This is a genomic window from Brucella oryzae, assembly GCF_041929965.1.
GTDB lineage: Bacteria > Pseudomonadota > Alphaproteobacteria > Rhizobiales > Rhizobiaceae > Brucella > Brucella oryzae.
This window is the reverse complement of sequence record NZ_JBHEEO010000009.1, coordinates 158928-181202: the sequence shown is the minus strand read 5'-3', so window position 1 is coordinate 181202 and position 22275 is coordinate 158928. Positions and strand designations below refer to the sequence as shown.

Here is a 22275-nt window from a genome sequence, read left to right as displayed (position 1 = left end):
AGCGGCATTGCGCTCCCCTTCTGCTGAAATTAATGCCAAAAACGTACCAATTGTCCAGAGAAGTTTACGATTTTCGTGCAGAAAAATTCAGAACTGTTATTTTTCCCGTATTTTATCAATGAATTAATCAATTTTTTCACAGACCGACAAATCTGCTTGGTTAATGGTATTTTTTTGGTATCTTCAAGCCGGAGGTATCTTCATGACGGAATTCTTCATTGGCGTTGATGGCGGCGGCACGGGATGCCGCGCCATTGTGGCTGGTAGCAATGGCGCGATTCTGGGTTCGGGGTGCAGCGGCTCTGCCAATATTGTCACCGATCCACAGACTGCCCTCATCAATGTGATCGCAGCGATCGACAACGCTTTTGACAATGCCGGAGTGGACAGGGCGCATTACGCGACAAGCCATGCAGTTCTTGGTCTGGCGGGCGGCAATGTCGATGGTGCAGGTGTTCCGATAGAACGCGGGCTGCCCTTCGCGCACTCCGATGTGGAATTTGACGGTGTGATTGCCCTGCAGGGCGCATTGGGCGATCAGGACGGGATCGTCGCTATTCTCGGCACAGGCACGGCCTATATCACGCGCCGGAACGGTCGTATCCATTCGGTCGGCGGATGGGGGTTTCCCTTGAGCGACCTCGGCAGCGGCGCACGGCTCGGGCAAAGCCTGCTGCAGGAAAGCTTGCTTGTGCATGATGGCATTCATCCGCGCACACGCCTGACGACGGATCTCCTGAACGAGTTCGACAACAATCCGGACAATCTGGTCGAATTCGCCTGGACTGCAAAGCCCGGCGACTTCGGCAAGTATGCTCCGCGAGTTTTTCAATATGCGACCGAAGGCGATGAAACCGCGCGGATGCTATTGGAGCGCTCTGCCGGTTACGTCAGCGAAACGCTCGACGTGCTGATCAAACAAGGTGCTGAGCGCATCAGCCTGCTTGGCGGCATGGCACCGCTTTATGTGGAATGGCTGCCGCCGCATCAGCAGAAGCTTCTGGTCAAGCCGGCGGCAGATGCTTTGACAGGCGCTCTACAACTGGCCCTTAAGCGGTATGGGCCGCAAAATGGAAAGACGCGCGAATGAGCGGAAATTTCAGCGCTTTCCTGCCCAAGAACCTGCAGGGTTCTGCGCCATCCTCCGGTGGGCCGCTCTATATGCAGTTGCGTCAGTCGCTGGAGGCCGCAATCCGCGCCGGGCAGCTGGTTGACGGCGAAGCCCTTCCGCCGGAGCGCGACATCGCGGAATATGCCAATATCAGCCGTGTAACGGTGCGCAAGGCCGTGGACGACCTCGTCAAGGCCGGACTTCTCGTTCGCCGTCATGGTTCAGGCACGTTCGTCGTACGCCCGGGCGAGCGTGTGCAGCAGTCGCTCTCCATGCTGACTTCATTCACCGAGGACATGGCGCGCCGCGGCATCACCACTCAGTCCAAGTGGCTGGAGCGTGGCCTTTATTACCCATCGCCGGAAGAGATGATGAAACTCGGTGTATCTTCGGAAACCCGTGTTGCCCGCCTCGGTCGCCTACGTATGGCAAGCGATCTGCCGCTGGCCATCGAACGGGCAAGCCTTTCAAGTGAAATCCTGCCCGATCCGAACGCCGTCAGGGGCTCGCTTTATGCCGAACTGAGCCGCACAGGATTTCGTCCGGTTCGCGCTGTCCAACGCATAGCAGCCTGCAATATCAAAGACCCGGACGCGCGCATTCTGGGCGTCAAGGAGGGCGATGCGGGACTGTCCATCGAGCGGATTTCCTATCTGCCGTCCGGTCGCGTGGTTGAATTCACAAAATCACTCTATCGTGGCGATGCCTATGATTTTGTCGCGGAATTGACAATCCCTCAACCTTGAGCCGGGAGCATCAATGAAAACGGCCCGGAAACGGGCCGTTTTTTTAATGATGTTTCTTGCCTTCGCGCGCCAGATCCGCAGTCGGATCAGCTGACAGGCGCTTGCGTGCCCGGTCGTCCATCAGCTCGTACCACATGGCGTTGAGCACGGCGAAAGCGGCTGCAAGCGGCAGGCCAAGAAGCCAGGAAAAATACCACATATCGCTTTCCTTTCTCGGTTGCTTAGTAAGCGTGATTGCTTTCGTCTTCGATCATGTCCTTGTCGACCTTGCCCCACAGCACCTTATAGACCCAGGAGGTGTAGATGACGATCAGCGGCAGGAAGATGAGCGTCACAACCAGCATGATGAACAGCGTCATATGGCTGGAAGACGAATCCCAAACCGTCAGGCTTGAACGCGGATCGAGCGACGATGGCAGAATGAACGGGAACATCGACACGCCGACCGACGAAATAATGCCGAAGATCGACAGTTTTCCGAACAGCAACGGCGCCAGCTCACGGCGGTTACGCAATGCGATGAAGACTGCAAGCGCCCCCAGTATACCGAGCGCCGGAGCGATCAGCAGGACAGGATAGTTCACATAGTTGGCGAACCATGCACCGTGATCCGGTTCGACGGTCTTGCGCAGCGGATTGGATGGTCCGTCGGTGACGATAGCACTTGTGATCCGGTAGCCGGAAATCCAGAACCAGCTGATCACACCAGCCAGCACATAGAGCACGACGGTCAAAAGAGCCGCGATACTACCGTATGACCGGGCCCGTGCCTGAACATCACCGGTCGTCTTCAGCACCAGCCACGAAGCACCATGCATACTGAGCATCGTCACCGAAAGCACGCCACAAAGCAGCGCAAACGGATTGAGCAGAGCGAAGAACGAACCTTCGTAGAAAATCTGAAGGTCGTCGGCGAGGCGGAACGGGACGCCTTGCAGGACATTGCCGACGGCAACGCCGAAAATGAGGGCAGGAACGAAACCACCGATGAACAGCGCCCAGTCCCAGCCTCTCCTCCAGGCCTCACTGTCACGCTTGGAGCGATATTTGAACCCGACCGGACGCAGGATGAGCGCGAACAGGATGACAAACATCGCCAGATAGAAGCCCGAGAAGGACACGGCGTAGAGCGGTGGCCAGGCGGCGAAAATCGCACCGCCCCCGAGGATCAGCCAGACCTGGTTGCCTTCCCAGACCGGGCCGATCGTGTTGATGATGATGCGTCGCTCGACATCGGTTTTACCGATGACGGGCATGAGTATGTCGACACCAAGGTCGAACCCGTCCATCGCGGCGAAGGCGATCAGCAATACACCGAGCAGCACCCACCAGATAAGACGCAAAGTTTCATAGTCCAACAAATCGCTGAGTATCATGATCCTTACTCCGCAGGTGCGATGCTTGCCGGGGCAAGAATTGCTTCCGGTTTGCTGTCGGGTTCAGGTCCAGCCTTGATGGCACGGATCATCAGGGCCATCTCGATGATGAAGAGAACCGTATAGATGGCCACGAAACCAAGTATGGTCAGCAGTACGGTAGATGCACCCAGATTGGAGACGCCCACCGCCGTCGGCAATATGCCCTCGATCACCCAGGGCTGGCGGCCGAACTCCGCAACGATCCAGCCCATTTCGGCTGCGATCCACGGCAGCGGTATCGCAAATACGGCAATCCGCAACAGGAACGGGTAACGGTCGAGTTTACGACGCGCGGACAGCACGAAGAATGTGCCCGTCAGCAGGATCAGGAAGAAGCCTATGCCGACCATGATACGGAAGGCCCAGAACAAAGGCAGGACGCCTGGCACAGTATCGTTCGCAGCCTGTGTGATCTGTGCATCGGTTGCCTGACGCGGATCGTCGACATACCGCTTCAGCAGAAGCGCATAGCCCATCCACTGGCTGTTATCGGCAAAGACGTCCTTGACGTCCTGCGGAACGGCATTCGTATCGCCAGCCGCGCGAATTTTCTGCAAGGCGTCATAAGCGACGATGCCGTTGCGGATATGGTTTTCCGCACTTTCAACAAGATCGTTGATACCCTGGATCGGGGTCGTGAGAGACCGTGTACCGATCAGACCCATGACCCATGGAATATGCACTGCGAAATGAGTTTCTCGCGCCTCCTGATCCGGAAAGCCAAATACCGTGAACGAAGCCGGAGCAGGTTCGGTTTCCCACATGGCTTCGATAGCAGCGATTTTCATTTTCTGGTGTTCATTGGCCAGATAGCCGCTTTCGTCACCGAGGACGACGACGGACAGCGAGGCGGCCAGACCGAAGGAAGCCGCAATCGTCAGAGAGCGCTTGGCAAGCTCTACCGAACGGCCCTTGAGCAGATACCAGGCGGAAACGCCAAGCACGAAAATGGAAGCCGTGACATAACCTGCGGAAACCGTGTGCACGAACTTGGCCTGTGCGACCGGGTTCATCAGCACCGCGAAGAAATCGGTGATCTCCATGCGCATGGTTTCGGGGTTGAACGCCGATCCGACCGGATTTTGCATCCAGCCATTGGCGATCAGAATCCACAATGCGGAGAAGTTCGAACCTGCCGCGACCGCATAGGTTGCCATCAGGTGCCCGACTTTCGACAGGCGGTCCCAGCCGAAAAAGAACAAGCCCACGAAGGTTGCTTCAAGGAAGAAGGCCATGAGGCCTTCGATGGCGAGCGGTGCGCCAAAGATGTCGCCGACATAATGGCTGTAATAGCTCCAGTTCATTCCGAACTGGAATTCCATCACGATCCCCGTTGCGACGCCCATGACAAAGTTGATGCCAAAAAGCGTACCCCAAAATTTCGTCATCTGCCGCCAGATGAGTCGCCCCGTCATAACGTAAACGGTTTCCATGATGGCAAGCAGCACGGAAAGACCCAAGGTCAGAGGTACGAAGAGGAAGTGATAAAGTGCCGTGATTGCAAATTGCAATCGCGACAGGGAGACAATATCGAGTTCCATCTCTTTAAGCCGGTAACCCGGCCCTCCTGGTGTTATGAGCTACGCTTCCAGCGCGGCCCCCTTTTGAACGCAGCGGCTTCTTAGAACCCGCCTTCCGCTTCAATTTCAAATATCGGTCCAGATATGGACACGGACTTCAAATCATTCTCCATGTCCGCGCAGTTCACCTCATGGTCTCGAGGATTTCACCAAAGCGCGGCGAACTCCTACCTACGGACTCAACTAGAGCGCCTTGATTTAAAACAATGATCCGTTCGCAAATTTGCGCTTCACGGCTGATATGTGTGACGATTAGCAACGTGCGTGAGCCTGCCTTGATCTTGAGGCACTCAAGAACATCTTGTGCCGTCGCAGCATCCAGGCCTTCGGTCGGCTCATCCAGCAGCCAGAGTGGAACATCGGTCAGGAAAAGGCGTGCAAGAGCCAGACGACGCGCCTGTCCGCCTGACAGACCCAGCCCCCCCTCGCCCAGCATCGCATCCAGTCCGGCAGGCAGTTCAGCGATAAACGCGCCAAGGCCTGCGGCTTGCAATGCGTCCGTCAGTTCCTGATCACTCGCATTAGCGTTCGCCAGCCGGAGGTTATCGCGAAGACTGTCCTGAAAAAGCTCTGTCCGTTGCGTGAGAAGACGCGCCGGCAGAACTGCGACGCTACCCCGGTCTACCGGAATTTCCCCGGCGAATAGGTTGAACAGGGTCGATTTGCCTGCGCCGCTTGTACCGACAATGGCCACCCGCTCGCCCGCTGCAATATTGAGATCGATATTCTTCAGGGCATCGCGGTCGGCGCCATCGTGACGAACGGACACGTTCTTCAGATGAACAGCCGTGCCATTCTCTGGCTTTCGGGGCATCGCCCGCTCGGCATTGTTGTCGTGCAGCTGAGGTGCGACACGCTTTGCAGCGAGTATGGTGCGCCCAAGTTCCATAGCGCCGCGCCGCAGTGCCGAAAAAGGCTCCATCGCGCCAAGAATGATCAGCATCCCGAGGGCTGCAACGGGTGCACCGATACTGCCTGCCTGCGTCAGCAATCCGACGGCAACGAGGCCACCTGCAAGCAATGCAGCGTGCACGATGCCGAAACCGGCGCCAGTGATGATCTCTATGCGATTAAGCTTGCGATCCGAAGTGGCGACATAGCCGTCTGCACGCACTAAGGCCAGCTTCTGGTCTTCGAGCCGCCCCGCCATAAGAAGCTCGGTTTGACCGGCAACAAGATCGACGGTACGAGCGCGTAGCGCTTCCGTACCTTTTGCGCGCTGTCGCATGGGCTTCTCAGATCGACGCGCCGCAGCAAGCGGAAGGCCGAGACCTGCAACAAGCAGGACAAGCGCTATCAGCAGTCCGAAAAGCAGACTCATCAGGCCAAGCGCGATACCAGCCACAAGTGCGGTGGCGAGAGCAGCGCCCACAGGCACCAGCACACGCAGATAAAGAGAGTCCAGCGCATCAATATCTGCCGTCAGGCGGAACAGGAGACGCGCCGGTCGTTTCAGAAGTGTGTTTGCAGCAGTCGGGCGTGCCCAGCTGCGGAAGAGCTTTTCACGCAGTGCGGCAAGGATTGCCAGCGTTGCATCATGGGTGACAAGTCGTTCGAGATAACGCGAACCAGTACGCAGGATAGCGAGCAGACGAATACCCGCGGCGGGCGCAAACACATCGAACACAACGGCTGTCGCGATGCTCAGGCCAGCAATAGCCGTGGCCGTTATGAACCAGCCGGACAGGCCGAGAAGCGCGATGCCAGCGAGAACTGTTACGGTTGCTGTCGCAATACCGGCAAGAAGGGCGGTCCCCTTGGTCTGGAAAAAGAGCCGCAGGATCGGCTGCAATGACTGGAAACCGTTCATTCGGCCGCCCTCCTTTGCCAAACCGGATCGTTATCGACGCTGCCATCCAGACGGACGATGCGGTCCATCCTGCACGCAAGGGTTTCATCATGGGTGGCGACGATCAGTGTCTTGCCTTTGGCGAGCTTGAGAAGGCTGTCGGCGATGAGGTTTGCGGTTTCATGGTCAAGATGGGCGGTCGGCTCGTCGGCCAGAATAATGTCGGCATGCGGATTGATGGCCGCGCGGGACAGCGCCAGCCGAAGAGCCTCGCCGCCCGAAATTCCGGCGCCATTCTCGCCAATCAGGCCATTGCCGGTGACGCCCGGAACATGGCCGAGCGCCATGTCGTCGATGATGGCTTTTGTGGCTTCCACTTCGGCTTTTCGGCCAAGCGTGATGTTCCGCCTGGCGGAACCGGCAAATATATGCGGCTTCTGGCCGATCCAGCTCATCCTTGCACGAAGCGCGGTTGCAGTTTCGTCGGTGAGTTTGATGCCGCCAATGTCAATCCATCCCGCTTGCGGCGCCGTCAGTCCAGCAACAAGCGCGAGGATGGTAGATTTGCCATAACCGCTGGGCGCCAGCAGCGCCACGTGTTCGCCCGCCTCGATGTCGAGATTGAAGCCGCTGAGAACCTTGGCCCCGACCGCATAACCGAAATCGATGTCGTGCATGGCAACCGTGGGCGCATCGCCAATTGCTGTTTGACTTCCGCTTTTCCCGACAATCGGCATCGGGTGTTCGGCCAGCTTTTCCAGCGCGTCGATGGAGGCTTCGCCTGCCGCGCGGTCGTGCCAGACGGCTGAAAGATCGCGCAAGGGTTCGAAGAATGCCGGAGACAGGAGCAGGACGAAAAGCCCTTCCGCCAATGTCAGTTTATGGCCCCATGCTCCGAAGTTGAGCTGCCCCAGCAAATGGAAGCCGATATAGACCGCCACCATGGCAACCCCGATGGCAGCGAACAGCTCAAGCACGGCAGATGACAGAAATGCGATGCGCAGGACGGACATTGTCTTTGAACGCAAGGTCTCTGCGTTCTCGCGCAACCGGTTCGCGGCGGCGTCCACGGCATGAAAGGTGCGGATGGTTGCAAGGCCGCGCAGACGGTCGAGCAGAAAGCCATTCATGCCGCCAAGAGCGGTAAGCTGCTTTTCGCTGGCGGCCTTAGCGCGCCAGCCGATCAATGCCATGAAAATCGGTATCAGCGGCGCGGCCACCATCAGGACGAGCGCTGCGGCCCAGGAATACCAGAGCACGACCGCAAGTATCGCTAATGGTACCAGAATGACGCGGATACGGACTGGCACGAAACGCGACAGATAGGGAACGACCATTTCGGCCTGTTCAGCGAGAATGCTTGCCGCCTCGCCTGATGACGGGCGCGACGCATCAAGCGGAGACCGTTGCGCAAGGGCCGCAACGGCATTGACTCGTAGCCCGGAGAGCTCCTGACGGGCAGCGTCGAAAGCTTTTGCCGCGCCTGCACTGTCAAGAAGGTTGCGCAGGCAACCGAGAGCGAATATCCCTCCCGCGCTGTAATAGATGGAATTATCAAAGCCTGTATCGGCCAGTCGGCCGAGGGCATAAGCGAGAATGCCCGCTTGCGGTAGCCAGAGAAGTGCGGCCAACGCCTGAAGATATGCCCCCCGCGTCAGCAAGGACGGAGCAGGACGACGTTGCCTGCGGCGCGAACTTTGTTGGCCGCCTGCCGCTTCGCCGTCTTCTGCCGTCAATCTTTCCGTTCGGGGGACAACGGATGTCACTCTCGCTTAGGCTCCTTTTTGGCCGATGTTCGCCCGCGTCCGAGCGCCACGATCCTGTCCGTGGTCTCTAGGAAGCGGGTCACCTTGGCGCCAAGCGCCAGAAGACTGGTCAAACGGTCGGTATCGAGGCGCTTGACGTCGTCGTACCAGTTGGTCAGCCGTTCGATCAGGCCGTACATGTCCTTCATGCGATCCTGCGCATAAAGATCGCTGTCGCCTTTCGGCTGCTCCATCAGGATTTCGCGCAAAACGGAGAGCGTCGGATCGATCTCGCGTTTCTTGCGCTCCTCAGCGAGCGTACGCAGAATCTGCCACACATCGTCGGGCGTCGTGAAGAAATCACGACGATCACCGGGAATGTGTTTCAGCAGCACCAGATTCCAGCCCTGCAATTCGCGGATGCCCATGGACACGTTCGAGCGTGACACACCAAGGGCATCGACAATCTGGTCAGCGCAAAGCGGCTCAGGCGATATGTAAAGCAGCGCGTATATCTGCCCCACGGTACGATTGATGCCCCAACGGCTGCCCATTTCTCCGAAGTGGAGCACGAACGACTGAACGATTGGCGACAATTCCAAAATTCTCTCTCCCGTAAATTCTGAATTTTCAGAAATTACTGAAATTCAGATAATTCAAATGGCCTCATCCTTCAATCCGCTTGTCCCCGGCAAAAGCCTGAACGGACAATTGGCCGCAGCCCCGGAGCACTCCTCCAAATGCCCGAAAACAAGATAGGCCGCTGCTTCCTTTCCGCAGTTGGTGGGCAGTCGGGCCTGGGATTCGGCAAATGGCAGATAATGTTTCCGGTCGGCAGGATAGCCGGTCTTGAAGCGAACTCCAAAACAGGTCTCCGGTTAACCCGGAAGCGACAGCCGCTGCTTCGATAGCCAAGCGGCAATTTTCCCCATTTGGTGCGACGGAAAACGCAAGTTTTCCGCCCTCTCCGCACCCTCAAGCATGATACCTACAGACCTATAGCGGGTCGGAAGATGAAGGCAGCTCCTTGCTGTCCTGCGTTCTGTCGCGATGGATCACGGCGCGGCTGAGCAGCATGAGCGTTACCGGCGTTGTGACGACCACAAAGACGGTAATAAGCACTTCATGCAGAATCGGCTTCGATTGCAAGATGGAGAAAAATATGATCGATGAGATCAAGATTCCACCGGCCCCGAATGAAGAGCCGAGTGTTGGAGCATGAACACGCTCGTAGAAGCTTTTAAAGCGAACCAGTCCAATGCATCCAACAAGTGTCAGCAAGGCACCGGCGACCAGAAAAAAAGAAATGACGATAGCGGCCCATACGGGAAGTTCGCCTGCGTTGATCATTCGATCACCTCTCCGCGCATAAGGAACTTCGATAGCGCCACGGTCGCGACGAAACCCAGAAGGGCGATGATCAGCGCCGCTTCGAAATAGATGAGGCTGCCCGTTCGTATACCGAACGTGATCAGGAGCAGAAGTGCATTGAGGTACAGCGCATCGGTCGCGAGAATGCGGTCCTGCGCGCGCGGACCGACCAGAAGCCTGTAAACCGCGCATCCCATGGCACCAAGAAGCATCAGCTGAGCAGCAAGCAGGGACCAGAAGATGATGACTGCGCTCATGCGGATTTCTCCTCTTCTACGATATCTGCCGCTCCGAATATCTTGATGAGCGGCTGCTCATATCTTCCCTTGATCGTGTCCCGCCACGCCTGTGCATCATCCAGATCAAGCACGTGGATGGTCAGTTCACGTCTGGCGGCATTATAATCCACCCAGGCCGTACCCGGCGTCGCAGTGATTATACAAGCGAGGACAGCAAGCGCCGTCCGGTTTTGCAGATCCAGCTGAATAACGACAAAGCCCGGACGTCGCTTACGCTTGCGTGACAGAATGATGCCTGCGACGGCGGTGTTCGACTGGAGTATGTCATAGCTTATGGTGCCCAACAGCCAGAGCATTGTCGGGATCGATCGAATATGATTCTTCTGCGGCTGCAAGGCTGTCATTATCAGACATGCAACAAGAGCAATAATTGCTCCAAGCAGAAGCTGTGCCCGCGTAAAACCGTTCAAAAGCAGCCAGAACAGGAGCAGCGAGACGAACAGAAGCGGGTAAGGCAGGATCTTCTTCACTGTGCCTCCTCCGTTCCAGTGCCTGCACGTGGCGCGTTGAGTACGCTGCTTATATAGGAAGCCGGATTGTGCAGCGAACGTGCTGTCTCATCCATGTAGCGCATTGCCGGGCCTGCTGCGATCGTAAGAGCCAGACAGATTGCCAGAAGCCCTGCAATCGGCACGACTTCCCGCACCAGAACGCGCGGCACATTGCCTTCGAGGGATGCCCAGAAAGTGCGAATGCCGGTACGTGTCATCGCGATCAGCGCTGAAAGGCCGGACAACAGAAGGAGCGCGACCAGTGCCCAGCTTGCCGGGCTGACAGGCATTGCGAGTTGCGGTGTCGGACTATCACCGTTGAAAACGGCTGCAAGGATCAGGAACTTGGCGATAAAGCCAGAGAACGGCGGCAGGCCGATCAGCAATATCGCACAAATGCCGAAGAATGTTCCCAGGACGGCAAGGGTCGCGGGCAGCACTGCCCCGATCTCGTCCTCGTCTTCTTCCTCCTCGTCGTCACCATAGGCTTCCATGGTAACGGCAAGAACGTTTGCAGCCGCATCCTGTCCGCGTTCGATCAATTCGATCAGCAGGAAAAACGCTGCAATGGTGAGCGTGGAACTCACCATATAGAACAGCGCTGCGCCGGTCATGGCCGTGTTTCCGCTGCCGATGGCAGCGAGCAGCGTGCCGGAGGAAACGAGGATGCTATAGCTGGCGAGCCTTCCCATCGCCTGCGATGCGACAACGCCGATCAGGCCGAAGGCAAGCGTGACCATTCCGCCGAAATAAAGCCAGTCATTGCCGAAACCGTAGGAGGAACCGGCACTGATGCCGAACATCAGCGGCGACAATCGCAGAAGGACATATATGCCAACCTTGCTCATGATGGCGAAGACCGCAGCCACTGGTGCCGCTGCTGCTGTATAGGTCGGCGCGAGCCAGAAATTGAGCGGCCACATGCCTGCCTTGACGAGAAATGCAACGCCCAGAACCGCGGCTCCTGCTTCCAGCAGCATACGATCTTCGGGCGCAACCTGCGAAATCTTCTGCGCGAGATCGGCCATGTTCAACGTGCCGGTCACGCCATAGATCAGGCTGACACCGATCAGGAACAGCGAGGAAGCAACAAGATTGACGGCGATATAGTGCATGCCAGCCTTCACGCGCGCCGGACCGGACCCGTGCAGTGCCAATCCGTAAGATGCCGCCAGCATGACTTCGAAGAAAACGAAGAGGTTGAACAGATCACCAGTCAGAAATGCACCGTTCAGCCCCATCAGCAAAAGCTGGAAGATCGTATGGAAATGCGGGCTGGCCTTGTGCCAATGCGCGAGCGCGAAGCTGAGAGAAGCCATGCCGAGCAGGCTGGTCAGCATAAGCATGAGAGCTGCGAGGCGATCCAGAACCAGCACGATGCCGAACGGTGCGGGCCAGTTACCAATCAGGTAAACCAGAGCGTCAGGCGCCTTGTCACTCGCCATGCCAGCAAGTGTGACAGCAATCGCGATCAACCCCAAAGTCGAGATGGAGTTGATGGCCATCTTGAGCTTGCGTTTGCGCTCATCGAAGAGCAGCAGGATAGCTGCCGTGACGAGCGGCAGGACGATTGGAGCAACGATGAGGTGAGTTTTCCAGTCCAACATCAGTTCTCCTTGCCGTCCACGTGGTCCGTACGTGTCAGCCCGCGCGAGGCGAGCAGCACGACAAGGAAAAGTGCGGTCATTGCGAAGCCGATGACGATGGCGGTGAGAACGAGCGCCTGTGGCACCGGATCGGTATATTGTGCGGCCTGAACGTCAACACCGCTGTCGAGCACCGGGGCAGCATTGGTGCGCAGACGCCCCATCGAGAAGATGAAGAGATTGACAGCGTAGGAAATCAACGACAGGCCGATAGCCACCTGAAAAGTACGCGGGCGAAGAATGAGCCATACACCGGATGCCATCAACACGCCGATTGCCAGAGCAAGAACAAGTTCCATCAGTTCTCCTCCTTCGTTGCGGCTAGCTTCTCGACACGATGTTTACGGAGCGATTGGTGCGCGAGAGCGATCAAAACGAGGACGGTGGCACCAACTACGAGGGTGAAGACGCCAAGATCGAACAGCAGAGCACTGGCTGTCGGCATTTTTCCGATATGCGGTATGTCTGTGTACTGGAAGAAGGTCGTGAGGAACGGATAGCCAAAGAACCACGATCCCGCACCCGTGGCCGCGGCGAATAGCAGGCCCAACCCGATCCAGCGCAACGGCAGGATGCGCAGGCGGTCCTCTACCACGCGCGCACCTGACGCCAGATATTGCAATAGGAATGCAATTGCGAGCGTGATACCGGCTGCAAAGCCGCCGCCCGGCAGATCGTGGCCGCGCAGGAACAGATGCACCGCCAGCACGATGATGACCGGAAACAGCCATTGCATGATGACGGACGGCACGGCCAGATAATCGGCCAGTGTCTCGCCTGCCTTGCGGTCGGGCGCTGCCTCGTCATACGCGTCCTGAATCTTCTGCTGCGCAGTCGATCCGGTCGTGTCGGGCGCGGGGCGGAAACGACGCAAGAGTGCAAAGACCGTAAGACCCACAATACCGAGGACGGCGATTTCGCCAAAAGTATCGAAAGCACGGAAGTCGACCAGAATGACATTCACGACATTCTTGCCACCGCCGCCAGAATAGGCGTTTTCGAGGAAATAATCACCAATGCTGCTGGGCGATATACGCGTCATTACAGCATAGGCGATGACGGCCACCCCCGCCCCGCTGCCGATAGCGATCAGCAAGTCGCGGTAGCGGCGGATACGTGGGCCGATTTGCACCGGAATCGGATCAGGATCTTCCCAACGCTTCGGCAGCCAGCGAAGCCCGAGAAGCAGCAGAACGGTTGTGACGATCTCGACCAGCAACTGTGTCACAGCAAGATCGGGTGCTGAGAGCCAGACGAAGGTGATACAGGTGATAAGCCCTGCCCCGCCGAGAAGGATCAGCGCTGCAAGCCTGTGATACTTGGCCTGATAAGCAGCACCTATGGCGCAGGCTCCACCGAGAATCCAAAGTCCGGCAAAGATCGGGTCTACAGGCTGAGCGCCGAGTGAACCTGTTTGTAAGCCGGAAGCGAAAATCGGCCAGGCAGCGGCGAGGACGGCAACCGCCACAACAATACGAAGCTGCGGTTGCAGACGGCGTGTGCTGAGGAAAGCTTCAGCCTTACGCGCCCAGTTCCACGACAAGGTCACCAGAACACGCTCGAAAATGCGCTGTCCCTGCAGATGCCGGAAGAATGGCGGGCCGTCTTCACTGGTCGCAAGATAGTTTTTCAGCATCCAGTGCAGAAGAATGCCGCCGATCATCGCAACGATACTCATCATCAGCGGCAGGTTGAAGCCGTGCCAGACCGAGAGGCTATATTCAGGCGTAGCCTTTCCAAGCACTGACAGAACAGCCGAATGCAGGAATGGTCCGATGGAGAGGCCCGGAATGATGCCGATCAACAGGCAAAGCAAAACCAGCATCTCGATAGGACGACGCATCCAGTGCGGCGGCTCGTGTGGTTCATGCGGCAAATCATGCGGTGGTGGCCCGAAGAACGTCGAATAGATGAAGCGCACCGAATAGGCGACCGTAAAGATACCGGCAATCGTGGCCACATAGGGCGTGATCGTATCGAGCCACGACGCCATGTGGGTTTCTACCGCTTCGGCAAAGAACATTTCCTTGGAAATGAAGCCATTAAGCAACGGCACACCCGCCATGGCCGCACTCGCCACCATGGCAAGCGTCGCGGTATAGGGCATGGGACGCAACAAGCCACTCAACTTGCGCATGTCACGTGTGCCGGTCTCGTGGTCGATGATACCGGCCGCCATAAACAGCGATGCCTTGAAAATCGCATGGTTGACCATGTGGAAGATCGCCGCGACGGCAGCCAGCGGACTGCCGAGACTGAGCAGAACGGTAATCAGACCAAGGTTGCTGATCGTCGAATAGGCAAGCAGACCTTTGAGGTCCTGCTGGAAAACCGCGAAGAAACTCGCAATCAGAAGCGTGATCAGACCGGCCGAACCGACGATCCAGAACCACTCTTCTGTTCCGCTAAGAACCGGCCACAGGCGCGCGAGCAGGAAAACGCCCGCCTTCACCATGGTTGCCGAATGGAGATAGGCCGATACAGGCGTCGGTGCCGCCATGGCATTGGGAAGCCAGAAGTGGAACGGAAACTGTGCACTTTTCGTGAAGGCGCCGAGCAGGATCAGAATAAGAGCCACGCTGTAAAGCGGATGTGTCCGAACGATGTTGCCCGCCGCCAGAACTTTGTCGAGATCGTAGCTTCCGACAATGTGGCCAAGGATCAGAACACCGGCCAACAAACAGAACCCACCGATACCCGTCACCGTCAGCGCCATGCGGGCACCGTCGCGGGCACTGGCATTATGATACCAATAACCGATCAGCAGGAACGAGAAGATGCTCGTCAGCTCCCAGAACACGGCAAGCAATATCAGATTGCCTGACAGAACCACGCCGAGCATTGATCCCATGAAGGACAAAAGGAACGAGAAGAACCTGGGGACAGGATCTTCGGGCGACATATAATAGCGCGCATAAATGACGACCAGCAGGCCGATGCCTGTGATGAGCATCGCAAAAAGCCAGGCAAAGCCGTCCATTCGAAAGGTGACATTGAGGCCATAAGCAGGGAGCCATTCCACCGTGCCATGAAGCACCTTGCCATCTGACACGATGGGATAAAGGCTGGCGGTGACGATAAAGGCGACAAGCGCAATCGCTGCCGTAAACCAGGCCGAACCGCTGCGATCCGCCCCCCTGAACAATCCGGTTATGGCGCTGCCGAGAAATGGTAGAAGGACAAGCAGGAAAAGCATTCTGCCGTCCATCGTCATGCGCCACAGGCCTCCTAGCCGAAATCAAGGTTGATCCGAAGCAGGCACCGCTCAAGAAAACAGCAACAGAATCGCTCCGGCAAGTTGTATAGAGGAATCATATATTCCGATGGCCTTATTATGACCGGCCACAGAACATTATGGCAATAGCTTTCAATGGCTTATCGCATAGATTTGAATCATTTTATCGCTCCTTGCGCCGAAAAATCTATAATTTATTGACTGCTGCGGACCGCGATATCTGTCTGTTGTTCATACTGACCTGAAAATCTTTCAGTCCGATGACACAAATCTGGTATTCTCGGGTGTCGCAAACGCGCTTCTAGCCTTCGAGCAGAATTGCCGACAACCGTTCGGCCTGAACGCGAATGTCTGGCACGGCCGTAACTTCCCAGAACGCGCCTTTGGTGATCGGCCCAATGGCGAAGAAAGGACCTGAAGGCTCTCCTCGTCGATTGAGCATCTGCAGATCGCGCGTGACATCAAAACCGAGATCGAGTGCATCCGGTCGAGCCAGCCCATGCTCCATGAGACCGATCAGTGCGGAATTGCGAGTTGTCGAGAAACGTGAATTGCCGCCACGGCAATCGATAACGGTCGATACGTGCAGTTTTTCGACCTGTCCGCTACGCCGTGGGCGATAGCGAACTTCAACCCTTTCGCCTTCGTCGCGCACCGAAATCAGATGACCAGCGAAGACTTTAAGCTGCCCACTGTTTGCGGCAGCTTCAATGCGATCGGCAACTGTGGGGGCCATGCGATGCCGATGCACATCCCACCATGGGCGCAGGTGACGGAGGAAACTACGCCGCTGCGACATCGGCAACCCTGCCCAGATATGTTGCGTATGCGGACGCAGACCATCCATCACGCCGCGCCAGCCGGTCCCGTTTTTTTCCGCTTCAACCGTCATGGCACGCACGCGCTGCATAAGCTTCGACAGGCCCAGTGAAATGGGCAGATCGTCAGCCTCTATTGAAAAGATTGGCGCAGGAGAATGACGTGCAGGGAGAAGGCCGCGCCGCGAAATCGCGTAGATTTCGGCACGGTGACCATTATCAAGCAGCGCCAATACGCTATCGATCATCGACAGACCGGTGCCGAATATTGCAACCGGAGCATCTGTCGGCACATCGAAATAGCCATTGCTCGACCAATATTCGGTAACGCGCTTGCCAGATTTTGCAATGGCTGCCTCGTTACCGGTCGCCACAATCACCGCATCGGCAGTGAACGTCTCTCCGGTCTCGGTAACGACGGTTGATCTGCCGTCCTTCAGCGCCACATCGATGATCCCGGTCTTTTCAACCGTCAAACGTGTATCGTCTTGGGAAAGATAAGGCGCGATCAAATGCTCCAGATATGAACGGTATAATTTACGTGGCGCAAAACTGTGCGGTTCCCACAAATGGTCGGGGGCGGCAATTGTGCTCGATCGCAGCCAGTTTACGAAATGATCCGGCTGGGCCGGAAATGCGCTCATATTACCGGCGCGGACATTGAGAAGATGGCTCGGGTTTTCCGTTACATAAGCAATCCCTGCCCCCAATTGGCCTGAACGCTCGAAAATTCGTACGATTGATTCTGATGAACGCCGAAGCAATTGTGCGGCCAGAATGATGCCGCTTGCACCGGCCCCAATGATGATAAATGACTTCAAACTATCGTGACCTCTTCCCGTTTCACGAAAACGATGCGAAAGCGCGTCGTTAAACTACCGATCCTAAATCCCACTGTTTTAGTTAGATTCCAATAAACAATTGCTCTTGTAAACCCCATAAAGTCGCGGAAGTTGCACTGTTTAGGTTCCTGCAGACCGCCAGTGGCCCATGGGCTCGACGGTCAAAATGTAAACAGTCAAACCCGGTTAACAACGGATCGTTGACAGTGTGTTTCAGAAACATGGGCTGGCTTCGGCAGCCAAAATAACAATATTTCCCTCAACATCATTCATGAGGTTGTCTTGAAAATCCCAAGCCAGACAGCCTGTTGGACCGCTGAAACACAGGACAGAGTAATGAACAATTCCCTGCTGAATTCCATCAAGAAGCGCCGCACGCAGTATGCTCTGGGCAAGTCTCTTCCACTGTCGAATGAAGACACCGCCGAGCTGATCCGTGAAGCGGTCAAGCACACGCCTTCCTCCTTCAACTCGCAGAGTTCGCGCGCTGTGATCCTGTTTGGTGACGAGAGCGACAAGCTTTGGGGCATCGTGAAGGAAACGCTGCGCCAGATCGTTCCTGCCGACGCCTTCGCACAGACCGAAGCTAAAATCGATAGCTTCGCTGCCGGTGCTGGTACAGTTCTGTTCTATGAAGATCAGAACGTTGTTAAGGGCCTCCAGGAAAACTTCCCGCTTTATGCCGACAATTTCCCCGTCTGGTCTGAACAGTCAGGCGGCATGGCGCAGCATTCGGTATGGAGCGCGCTTGCCAATGCAGGCATCGGCGCCAGCCTTCAGCACTACAATCCGCTGATCGATCAGGAAGTCGCCAAGGTCTGGGACGTTCCGGCTTCATGGAAACTCCGTGCCCAGATGCCGTTCGGCTCGAACGAACAGCCTTTCGCTGAAAAGACTTTCATGGATGATGCCGACCGCTTCAAAGTGTTCTTCTAATCGCTTGATTATATGGAAAGAACAAAGCCGGAGGAATTTTCCTCCGGCTTTTTCATAGGCAGGTTGCGCGATAACAAGTCTCGTTGAGTTTGGCTCATCGAGACTTGTTAAGCCCGTGCGGCGATTGAGTATTTTCAGGGCGTGATGCATTAGCATCTTAACGCCATGCTATAAGACGTTATTCTTCGTCGAAACTGAACGGCGGTAATTGCTCGAGCGCGGATTTCAGCGCTTCCGACCAGCTTTCCGACACAGTCAGATAATAAGGATCGGTGGCCTCAAACCGCTTGCGGGCACCCGTTTTGAAGCTGTCCGCTTCATAGATCTGCATATCGAGCGGCAATCCAACGGACAGATTGGCTTTCAGCGTGGAGTCGAATGAGACAAGCAACAGTTTCACCGCTTCCTCGAAACTCATCTGTTCCTGATACGCACGGACAAGAATGGGCTTGCCATATTTGTTTTCGCCAATCTGGAAGAAAGGCGTATCGGCTGAACTCTCGATGAAGTTGCCTTCTGGATAGATATAAAAAAGGCGTGGCTGTCCGCCCCTGATCTGTCCACCGAGAATAAACGACGCGCCGAAAGCATCGGCATTCTGCCCCCCAGTGGCGGAATTCTGGATCACTTCCTTAACGGTATCGCCGACGAGACGCGCAACCTGAAACATTGAAGGCGCATCGAAAACTGACGGATGTCTGTCAGCCGGAGCCTTCATGCGTTCTTCCAGAAGGCTTGCGACCGCCTGTGTCGTTGCGAGATTCCCCGCCGAGAGCAGGACGATCACGCGTTCGCCGGGCTCGGACCAGCACCGCATCTTCGAGAAGATGGAAATATTATCGAGACCTGCATTCGTCCGCGTATCGGACATGAATACAAGGCCCCGATCGATTTTCATTCCAACGCAATAGGTCATAGGCAATATCCGGCAGGCAATTCGCTATCGAAAAAGATCACTGCCCTACATTGATGTGAACCGCAAGGCTTTCCACCGTGCCACCCAGACGGACGCCGGAAATCGGTGCCGCATCGCGATAGTCGAGCCCGGTTGCAATCCGCACATAGCGATCATTCGGACAGACATTATTGGCTGCATCGAAACCGACCCATCCAAGACCATCGATATGGGCTTCGGCCCATGCGTGACTTGCGGTCTGTTCTTCGACGCCTTCCATCATCAGATAACCTGATACGTACCGCGCGGGAATACCGATCAACCGGGCAGTGGAAAGGAATATATGCGTTTGATCCTGACAAACGCCTTTCCCACTTTCCAGTGCGCTTTCGGCATCAGTGGAAACGCTCGTCGTTCCCGGCATATAGGCGACCGTCTTGTGGATGGTGCTCATCAGATCGTGCATCAAGGCAAGCCGTTCCTGCCCGGTCGCAAGATCTGCCGCCAGCGCCCTGATGCGTTCGCCCGGCGCTGTCAGCGGCGTCTCCCGCTCGAAGAGCCAGAGAGGCGCATAGCCATAGACAGGCCCCAATACGCCTACTCTGTCTTCCACATCGATACTGCCGCTGGCGGTTATGACGATCTCGCTGACATTGCGTGCATGCTGGACGAGATCGGTCTTGTTGCCGAAGCCGTCGACATAGGAAACCTCCGGCTCACCGCCTTCGATTTTCAACTCCCAGTGCTTGACCATCTGGCCCGGCACCGTTGGCGGGCGCAGCCGCAACCTCTGGACCGCATAGGGAACCGGATACTCATAGCGATAATGCGAAACGTGCCGGATATTGAGCAGCAAGCGAAGACCTCAATAGAAATTATAGGTTTCTGCGATCTCGTTACCGAGCCGGTTGTTACGAGTAATGAATTCGGTCAGGAATTCATGCAAGCCCATGTCGAAGATTGCAGATATGTCCTGATTTTGCAGGCTCGCATAGATTTTGTCCGCTGTCTCGTGGCAGGCAGCGCGATTGCCATAATCTTTCGACAGGTAATCCAGATGTTCGGCAATGCTGCGATAGCAGTAATGGAGCGAACGCGGCATACGACCGTTCAGGATCAGATAGTCCGCAACCTGCGCAGGACGGTAATCACCGTCATAAACCCAGCGGTAGGACCGGTGCGCAGAGACAGACCGCAAAATCGATTCCCATTGATAATTGTCCAGCGTCGTTCCGACATAAGATATGGCAGGCAGCAGAACATAGTATTTCACGTCGAGAATACGGGCTGTGTTGTCAGCACGCTCGATGAAAGTACCAAGGCTGGCAAAATCAAAGATTTCGTTGCGCAGCATCGTGCCGTGAAAAGAGCCGCGAATGAGCGCTGTCTCGCGCTTGATCTGATCGAGAAGCTGCGGGAGGTCGCTTTCCTTCAACGGCCTGCACAATGATTTTTTCAGCGACATCCATGCTTCATTGACGCTTTCCCACGCTTCGCGCGTCAGCGCTGTCCGCACCATACGGGCATTGGATCGCGCGGTTTCGAAACATGTCATCACGCTCGACGGGTTATCTGCGTCGCGCAGCAGGAAATCCGCGACATTGGCGGCGTTATAGACATCGTATTTTGCGGAAAAACCCTGATTTGCACCCGCTGAAACCGCCACGGAGGACCATTCCTCGGGCGCATCGGAGGTTTTCGTCAGTGCCATGCGAAGTCCCGCATCGACAAGGCGTGCCATGTTTTCGGCGCGCTCGATATAGCGGAACATCCAGTAAAGTCCGTTTGCCGTACGGCCAAGAAGCATAAATCATTCCCCTTTTCGCGCCTGATCTTGTCGCCAGTTGCAGCACGTTGATGCAGTTTCAGTCGTCGAGTACCCACGTATCCTTGGTTCCACCGCCCTGGCTGGAATTCACGACAAGCGATCCCTCCTTCAATGCCACACGCGTAAGCCCGCCAGGCGTTATGCGGATGCGATCCGAAACCAAAACGAAGGGGCGGAGATCGACGTGGCGCGGTGCCAGTCCGCTTTTTGTGAAGATGGGTGTCGTGGAAAGCGCAAGCGTGGGCTGCGCGATGTAATTGCGCGGCCTTGCCTTCAGTTTTTCGGCGAAAACATCGCGTTCGGCCTTTGTCGAAGCCGGCCCGACCAGCATTCCATAGCCGCCCGACCCGTGCACTTCCTTGACGACAAGCTCGGCGAGATTGTCCAGTACATAAGCAAGACTGTCCGGCTCGGAACAGCGCCAAGTCGGCACGTTTTCGAGAATTGCCTTGCGGCCGGTATAGAACTCCACGATTTCCGGCATGTAGGAATAGATCGCCTTGTCGTCGGCAATGCCAGTCCCCGGTGCATTGGCAATCGTGATATTGCCTGCCCGGTAGACATCCATGATGCCGGCAACGCCAAGCGTGGAATCCGGCCTGAATGTCAGTGGATCGAGAAACGCATCGTCCACGCGTCGGTAGAGCACATCGATAGCCCTGTATCCTTGCGTGGTCCGCATCGCCACACGTCCGTCGACGACGCGGAGATCGCTTCCCTCAACCAGTTCGATGCCCATCTGGTCGGCAAGGAATGCGTGTTCGAAATAGGCGGAATTGTAAATGCCGGGCGTCAGTACCGCTACAGTCGGCACATCCTGCGTACCGGGAGGCGCAACGCTTGCCAGCGACTGGCGCAACAATTGCGGGTAATTCTCGACCGGGCGAACCTTGACGTTCTGGAACAGCTCGGGAAAAAGCTGCATCATCGTCTCACGATTTTCCAGCATATAGGAAACGCCGGATGGCGTGCGGGCGTTATCCTCCAGCACATAGAACTGGTTTTCGGCAGTCCGTACGATATCGACACCAATAATATGGGTGTAGACGTTGCCCGGTGGACGAAAACCGATCATCTCCGGCAAGAAGGCTTCATTCTTGGAGATCAGCTCTTTGGGGATGCGCCCGGCCCGGACGATTTCCTGACGATGATAAATATCGTCAAGGAAAGCATTGAGCGCCATGACGCGTTGTTCGATGCCTTGCGACAGACGCCGCCATTCCTGCCCTGAAATGATGCGCGGGATGATATCGAAGGGGATGAGGCGCTCGCCTGCCGCCTGATCGCCATAGACGGCAAAGGTGATGCCTGTCTTGCGGAAGACACTTTCGGCATCGTCGCTTTTTTGCAGAAGTTTATGCGGATCCTGCTGGTCGAGCCACTGCTTGAGAAATTCGTAAGGCTGGCGAACATTCCCGCCATGGTTGAGCATCTCGTCAAATGGCTTCACTGAATTCCCCTTCTTTTCCCTAATATTCAGCCCGGACTCAGGGAAAAGCAAGCATGGAAATTATGCAAAAGCGCA

The 22275-nt window shown here is 56.3% G+C and carries 20 protein-coding genes; 3 read left to right on the top strand and 17 right to left on the bottom strand.

All coding sequences use genetic code 11. The features are described from left to right. Positions 1-202: 202 nt before the first annotated feature. On the top strand, positions 203-1090 hold the full coding sequence (locus JNC70_RS12295) for a glucosamine kinase nucleotide-binding domain-containing protein (RefSeq protein ID WP_104754529.1): 888 nt from the start codon (positions 203-205) through the stop codon (positions 1088-1090). After that, entirely contained in the window at positions 1087-1857 is a 771-nt protein-coding gene (locus JNC70_RS12290; protein ID WP_104754528.1) for a GntR family transcriptional regulator, read from the top strand. Before JNC70_RS12295 ends, JNC70_RS12290 begins: the two co-directional genes overlap by 4 nt. 43 nt (positions 1858-1900) lie before the next feature. Here JNC70_RS12290 and cydX read toward each other — a convergent pair whose 3' ends face one another. The 13 genes from cydX to JNC70_RS12225 all read right to left on the bottom strand — a co-directional run bounded on the left by cydX (position 1901) and on the right by JNC70_RS12225 (position 17070). Beyond that, on the bottom strand, positions 1901-2056 hold the full coding sequence (cydX, locus tag JNC70_RS12285; RefSeq protein ID WP_104754527.1) for a cytochrome bd-I oxidase subunit CydX: 156 nt from the start codon (positions 2054-2056) through the stop codon (positions 1901-1903). A 22-nt stretch (positions 2057-2078) separates the two neighbouring features. Next, positions 2079-3233 (bottom strand): cytochrome d ubiquinol oxidase subunit II, encoded by a 1155-nt coding sequence (gene cydB, locus JNC70_RS12280; RefSeq protein WP_104754526.1) that lies wholly within the window; start codon positions 3231-3233, stop codon positions 2079-2081. A gap of 5 nt (positions 3234-3238) precedes the next feature. Then, on the bottom strand, positions 3239-4816 hold the full coding sequence (locus JNC70_RS12275) for a cytochrome ubiquinol oxidase subunit I (RefSeq protein WP_104754525.1): 1578 nt from the start codon (positions 4814-4816) through the stop codon (positions 3239-3241). Between the two features lie 163 nt (positions 4817-4979). Further along, on the bottom strand, positions 4980-6665 hold the full coding sequence (gene cydC / locus JNC70_RS12270) for a thiol reductant ABC exporter subunit CydC (RefSeq protein ID WP_104754524.1): 1686 nt from the start codon (positions 6663-6665) through the stop codon (positions 4980-4982). After that, positions 6662-8410: a thiol reductant ABC exporter subunit CydD gene (gene cydD / locus JNC70_RS12265; protein WP_104754523.1), complete on the bottom strand. Its 1749-nt coding sequence runs from the start codon at positions 8408-8410 to the stop codon at positions 6662-6664. Before cydD ends, cydC begins: the two co-directional genes overlap by 4 nt. Further along, the gene (locus JNC70_RS12260; RefSeq protein ID WP_176036156.1) at positions 8407-8991 is read right to left on the bottom strand and encodes a GbsR/MarR family transcriptional regulator; all 585 of its coding nucleotides are present in this window, start codon (positions 8989-8991) and stop codon (positions 8407-8409) included. Before JNC70_RS12260 ends, cydD begins: the two co-directional genes overlap by 4 nt. Before the next feature lie 394 nt (positions 8992-9385). After that, positions 9386-9739, bottom strand: coding sequence for a monovalent cation/H(+) antiporter subunit G (gene mnhG, locus JNC70_RS12255; RefSeq protein WP_104754522.1), 354 nt, complete (start codon positions 9737-9739; stop codon positions 9386-9388). After that, positions 9736-10017: a K+/H+ antiporter subunit F gene (locus JNC70_RS12250; protein ID WP_104754521.1), complete on the bottom strand. Its 282-nt coding sequence runs from the start codon at positions 10015-10017 to the stop codon at positions 9736-9738. Before JNC70_RS12250 ends, mnhG begins: the two co-directional genes overlap by 4 nt. Continuing rightward, the gene (locus JNC70_RS12245) at positions 10014-10529 is read right to left on the bottom strand and encodes a Na+/H+ antiporter subunit E (RefSeq protein WP_104754520.1); all 516 of its coding nucleotides are present in this window, start codon (positions 10527-10529) and stop codon (positions 10014-10016) included. Before JNC70_RS12245 ends, JNC70_RS12250 begins: the two co-directional genes overlap by 4 nt. Next, entirely contained in the window at positions 10526-12154 is a 1629-nt protein-coding gene (locus JNC70_RS12240) for a monovalent cation/H+ antiporter subunit D (protein WP_104754605.1), read from the bottom strand. Before JNC70_RS12240 ends, JNC70_RS12245 begins: the two co-directional genes overlap by 4 nt. Positions 12155-12156: 2 nt before the next feature. Next, a complete protein-coding gene (locus JNC70_RS12235) occupies positions 12157-12495 on the bottom strand; it encodes a Na+/H+ antiporter subunit C (RefSeq protein ID WP_010658730.1) in 339 nt (112 codons plus the stop codon). Then, entirely contained in the window at positions 12495-15410 is a 2916-nt protein-coding gene (locus JNC70_RS12230; protein ID WP_104754519.1) for a monovalent cation/H+ antiporter subunit A, read from the bottom strand. Before JNC70_RS12230 ends, JNC70_RS12235 begins: the two co-directional genes overlap by 1 nt. Before the next feature lie 322 nt (positions 15411-15732). Continuing rightward, entirely contained in the window at positions 15733-17070 is a 1338-nt protein-coding gene (locus JNC70_RS12225; protein WP_104754518.1) for an FAD/NAD(P)-binding protein, read from the bottom strand. A 357-nt stretch (positions 17071-17427) separates the two neighbouring features. Here JNC70_RS12225 and JNC70_RS12220 point away from each other — a divergent pair, with 357 nt between their 5' ends. Further along, entirely contained in the window at positions 17428-18027 is a 600-nt protein-coding gene (locus JNC70_RS12220; RefSeq protein WP_104754517.1) for a nitroreductase family protein, read from the top strand. A gap of 178 nt (positions 18028-18205) precedes the next feature. On the opposite strand, the gene JNC70_RS12215 is transcribed toward JNC70_RS12220, so the two are convergent. Genes JNC70_RS12215 through JNC70_RS12200 form a run of 4 tightly spaced genes read right to left on the bottom strand, consistent with a single transcriptional unit; the run spans position 18206 to position 22200 of the window. Further along, positions 18206-18943 carry a proteasome-type protease gene (locus JNC70_RS12215; protein ID WP_104754516.1) on the bottom strand — a complete coding sequence of 246 codons (738 nt, stop codon included), beginning with the start codon at positions 18941-18943 and terminating at the stop codon, positions 18206-18208. A gap of 37 nt (positions 18944-18980) precedes the next feature. Beyond that, entirely contained in the window at positions 18981-19778 is a 798-nt protein-coding gene (locus JNC70_RS12210; protein WP_104754515.1) for a transglutaminase family protein, read from the bottom strand. A gap of 9 nt (positions 19779-19787) precedes the next feature. Next, on the bottom strand, positions 19788-20729 hold the full coding sequence (locus JNC70_RS12205; protein ID WP_104754514.1) for an alpha-E domain-containing protein: 942 nt from the start codon (positions 20727-20729) through the stop codon (positions 19788-19790). Between the two features lie 58 nt (positions 20730-20787). Next, positions 20788-22200: a circularly permuted type 2 ATP-grasp protein gene (locus JNC70_RS12200; RefSeq protein ID WP_104754513.1), complete on the bottom strand. Its 1413-nt coding sequence runs from the start codon at positions 22198-22200 to the stop codon at positions 20788-20790. Between the last annotated feature and the right edge of the window lie 75 nt (positions 22201-22275).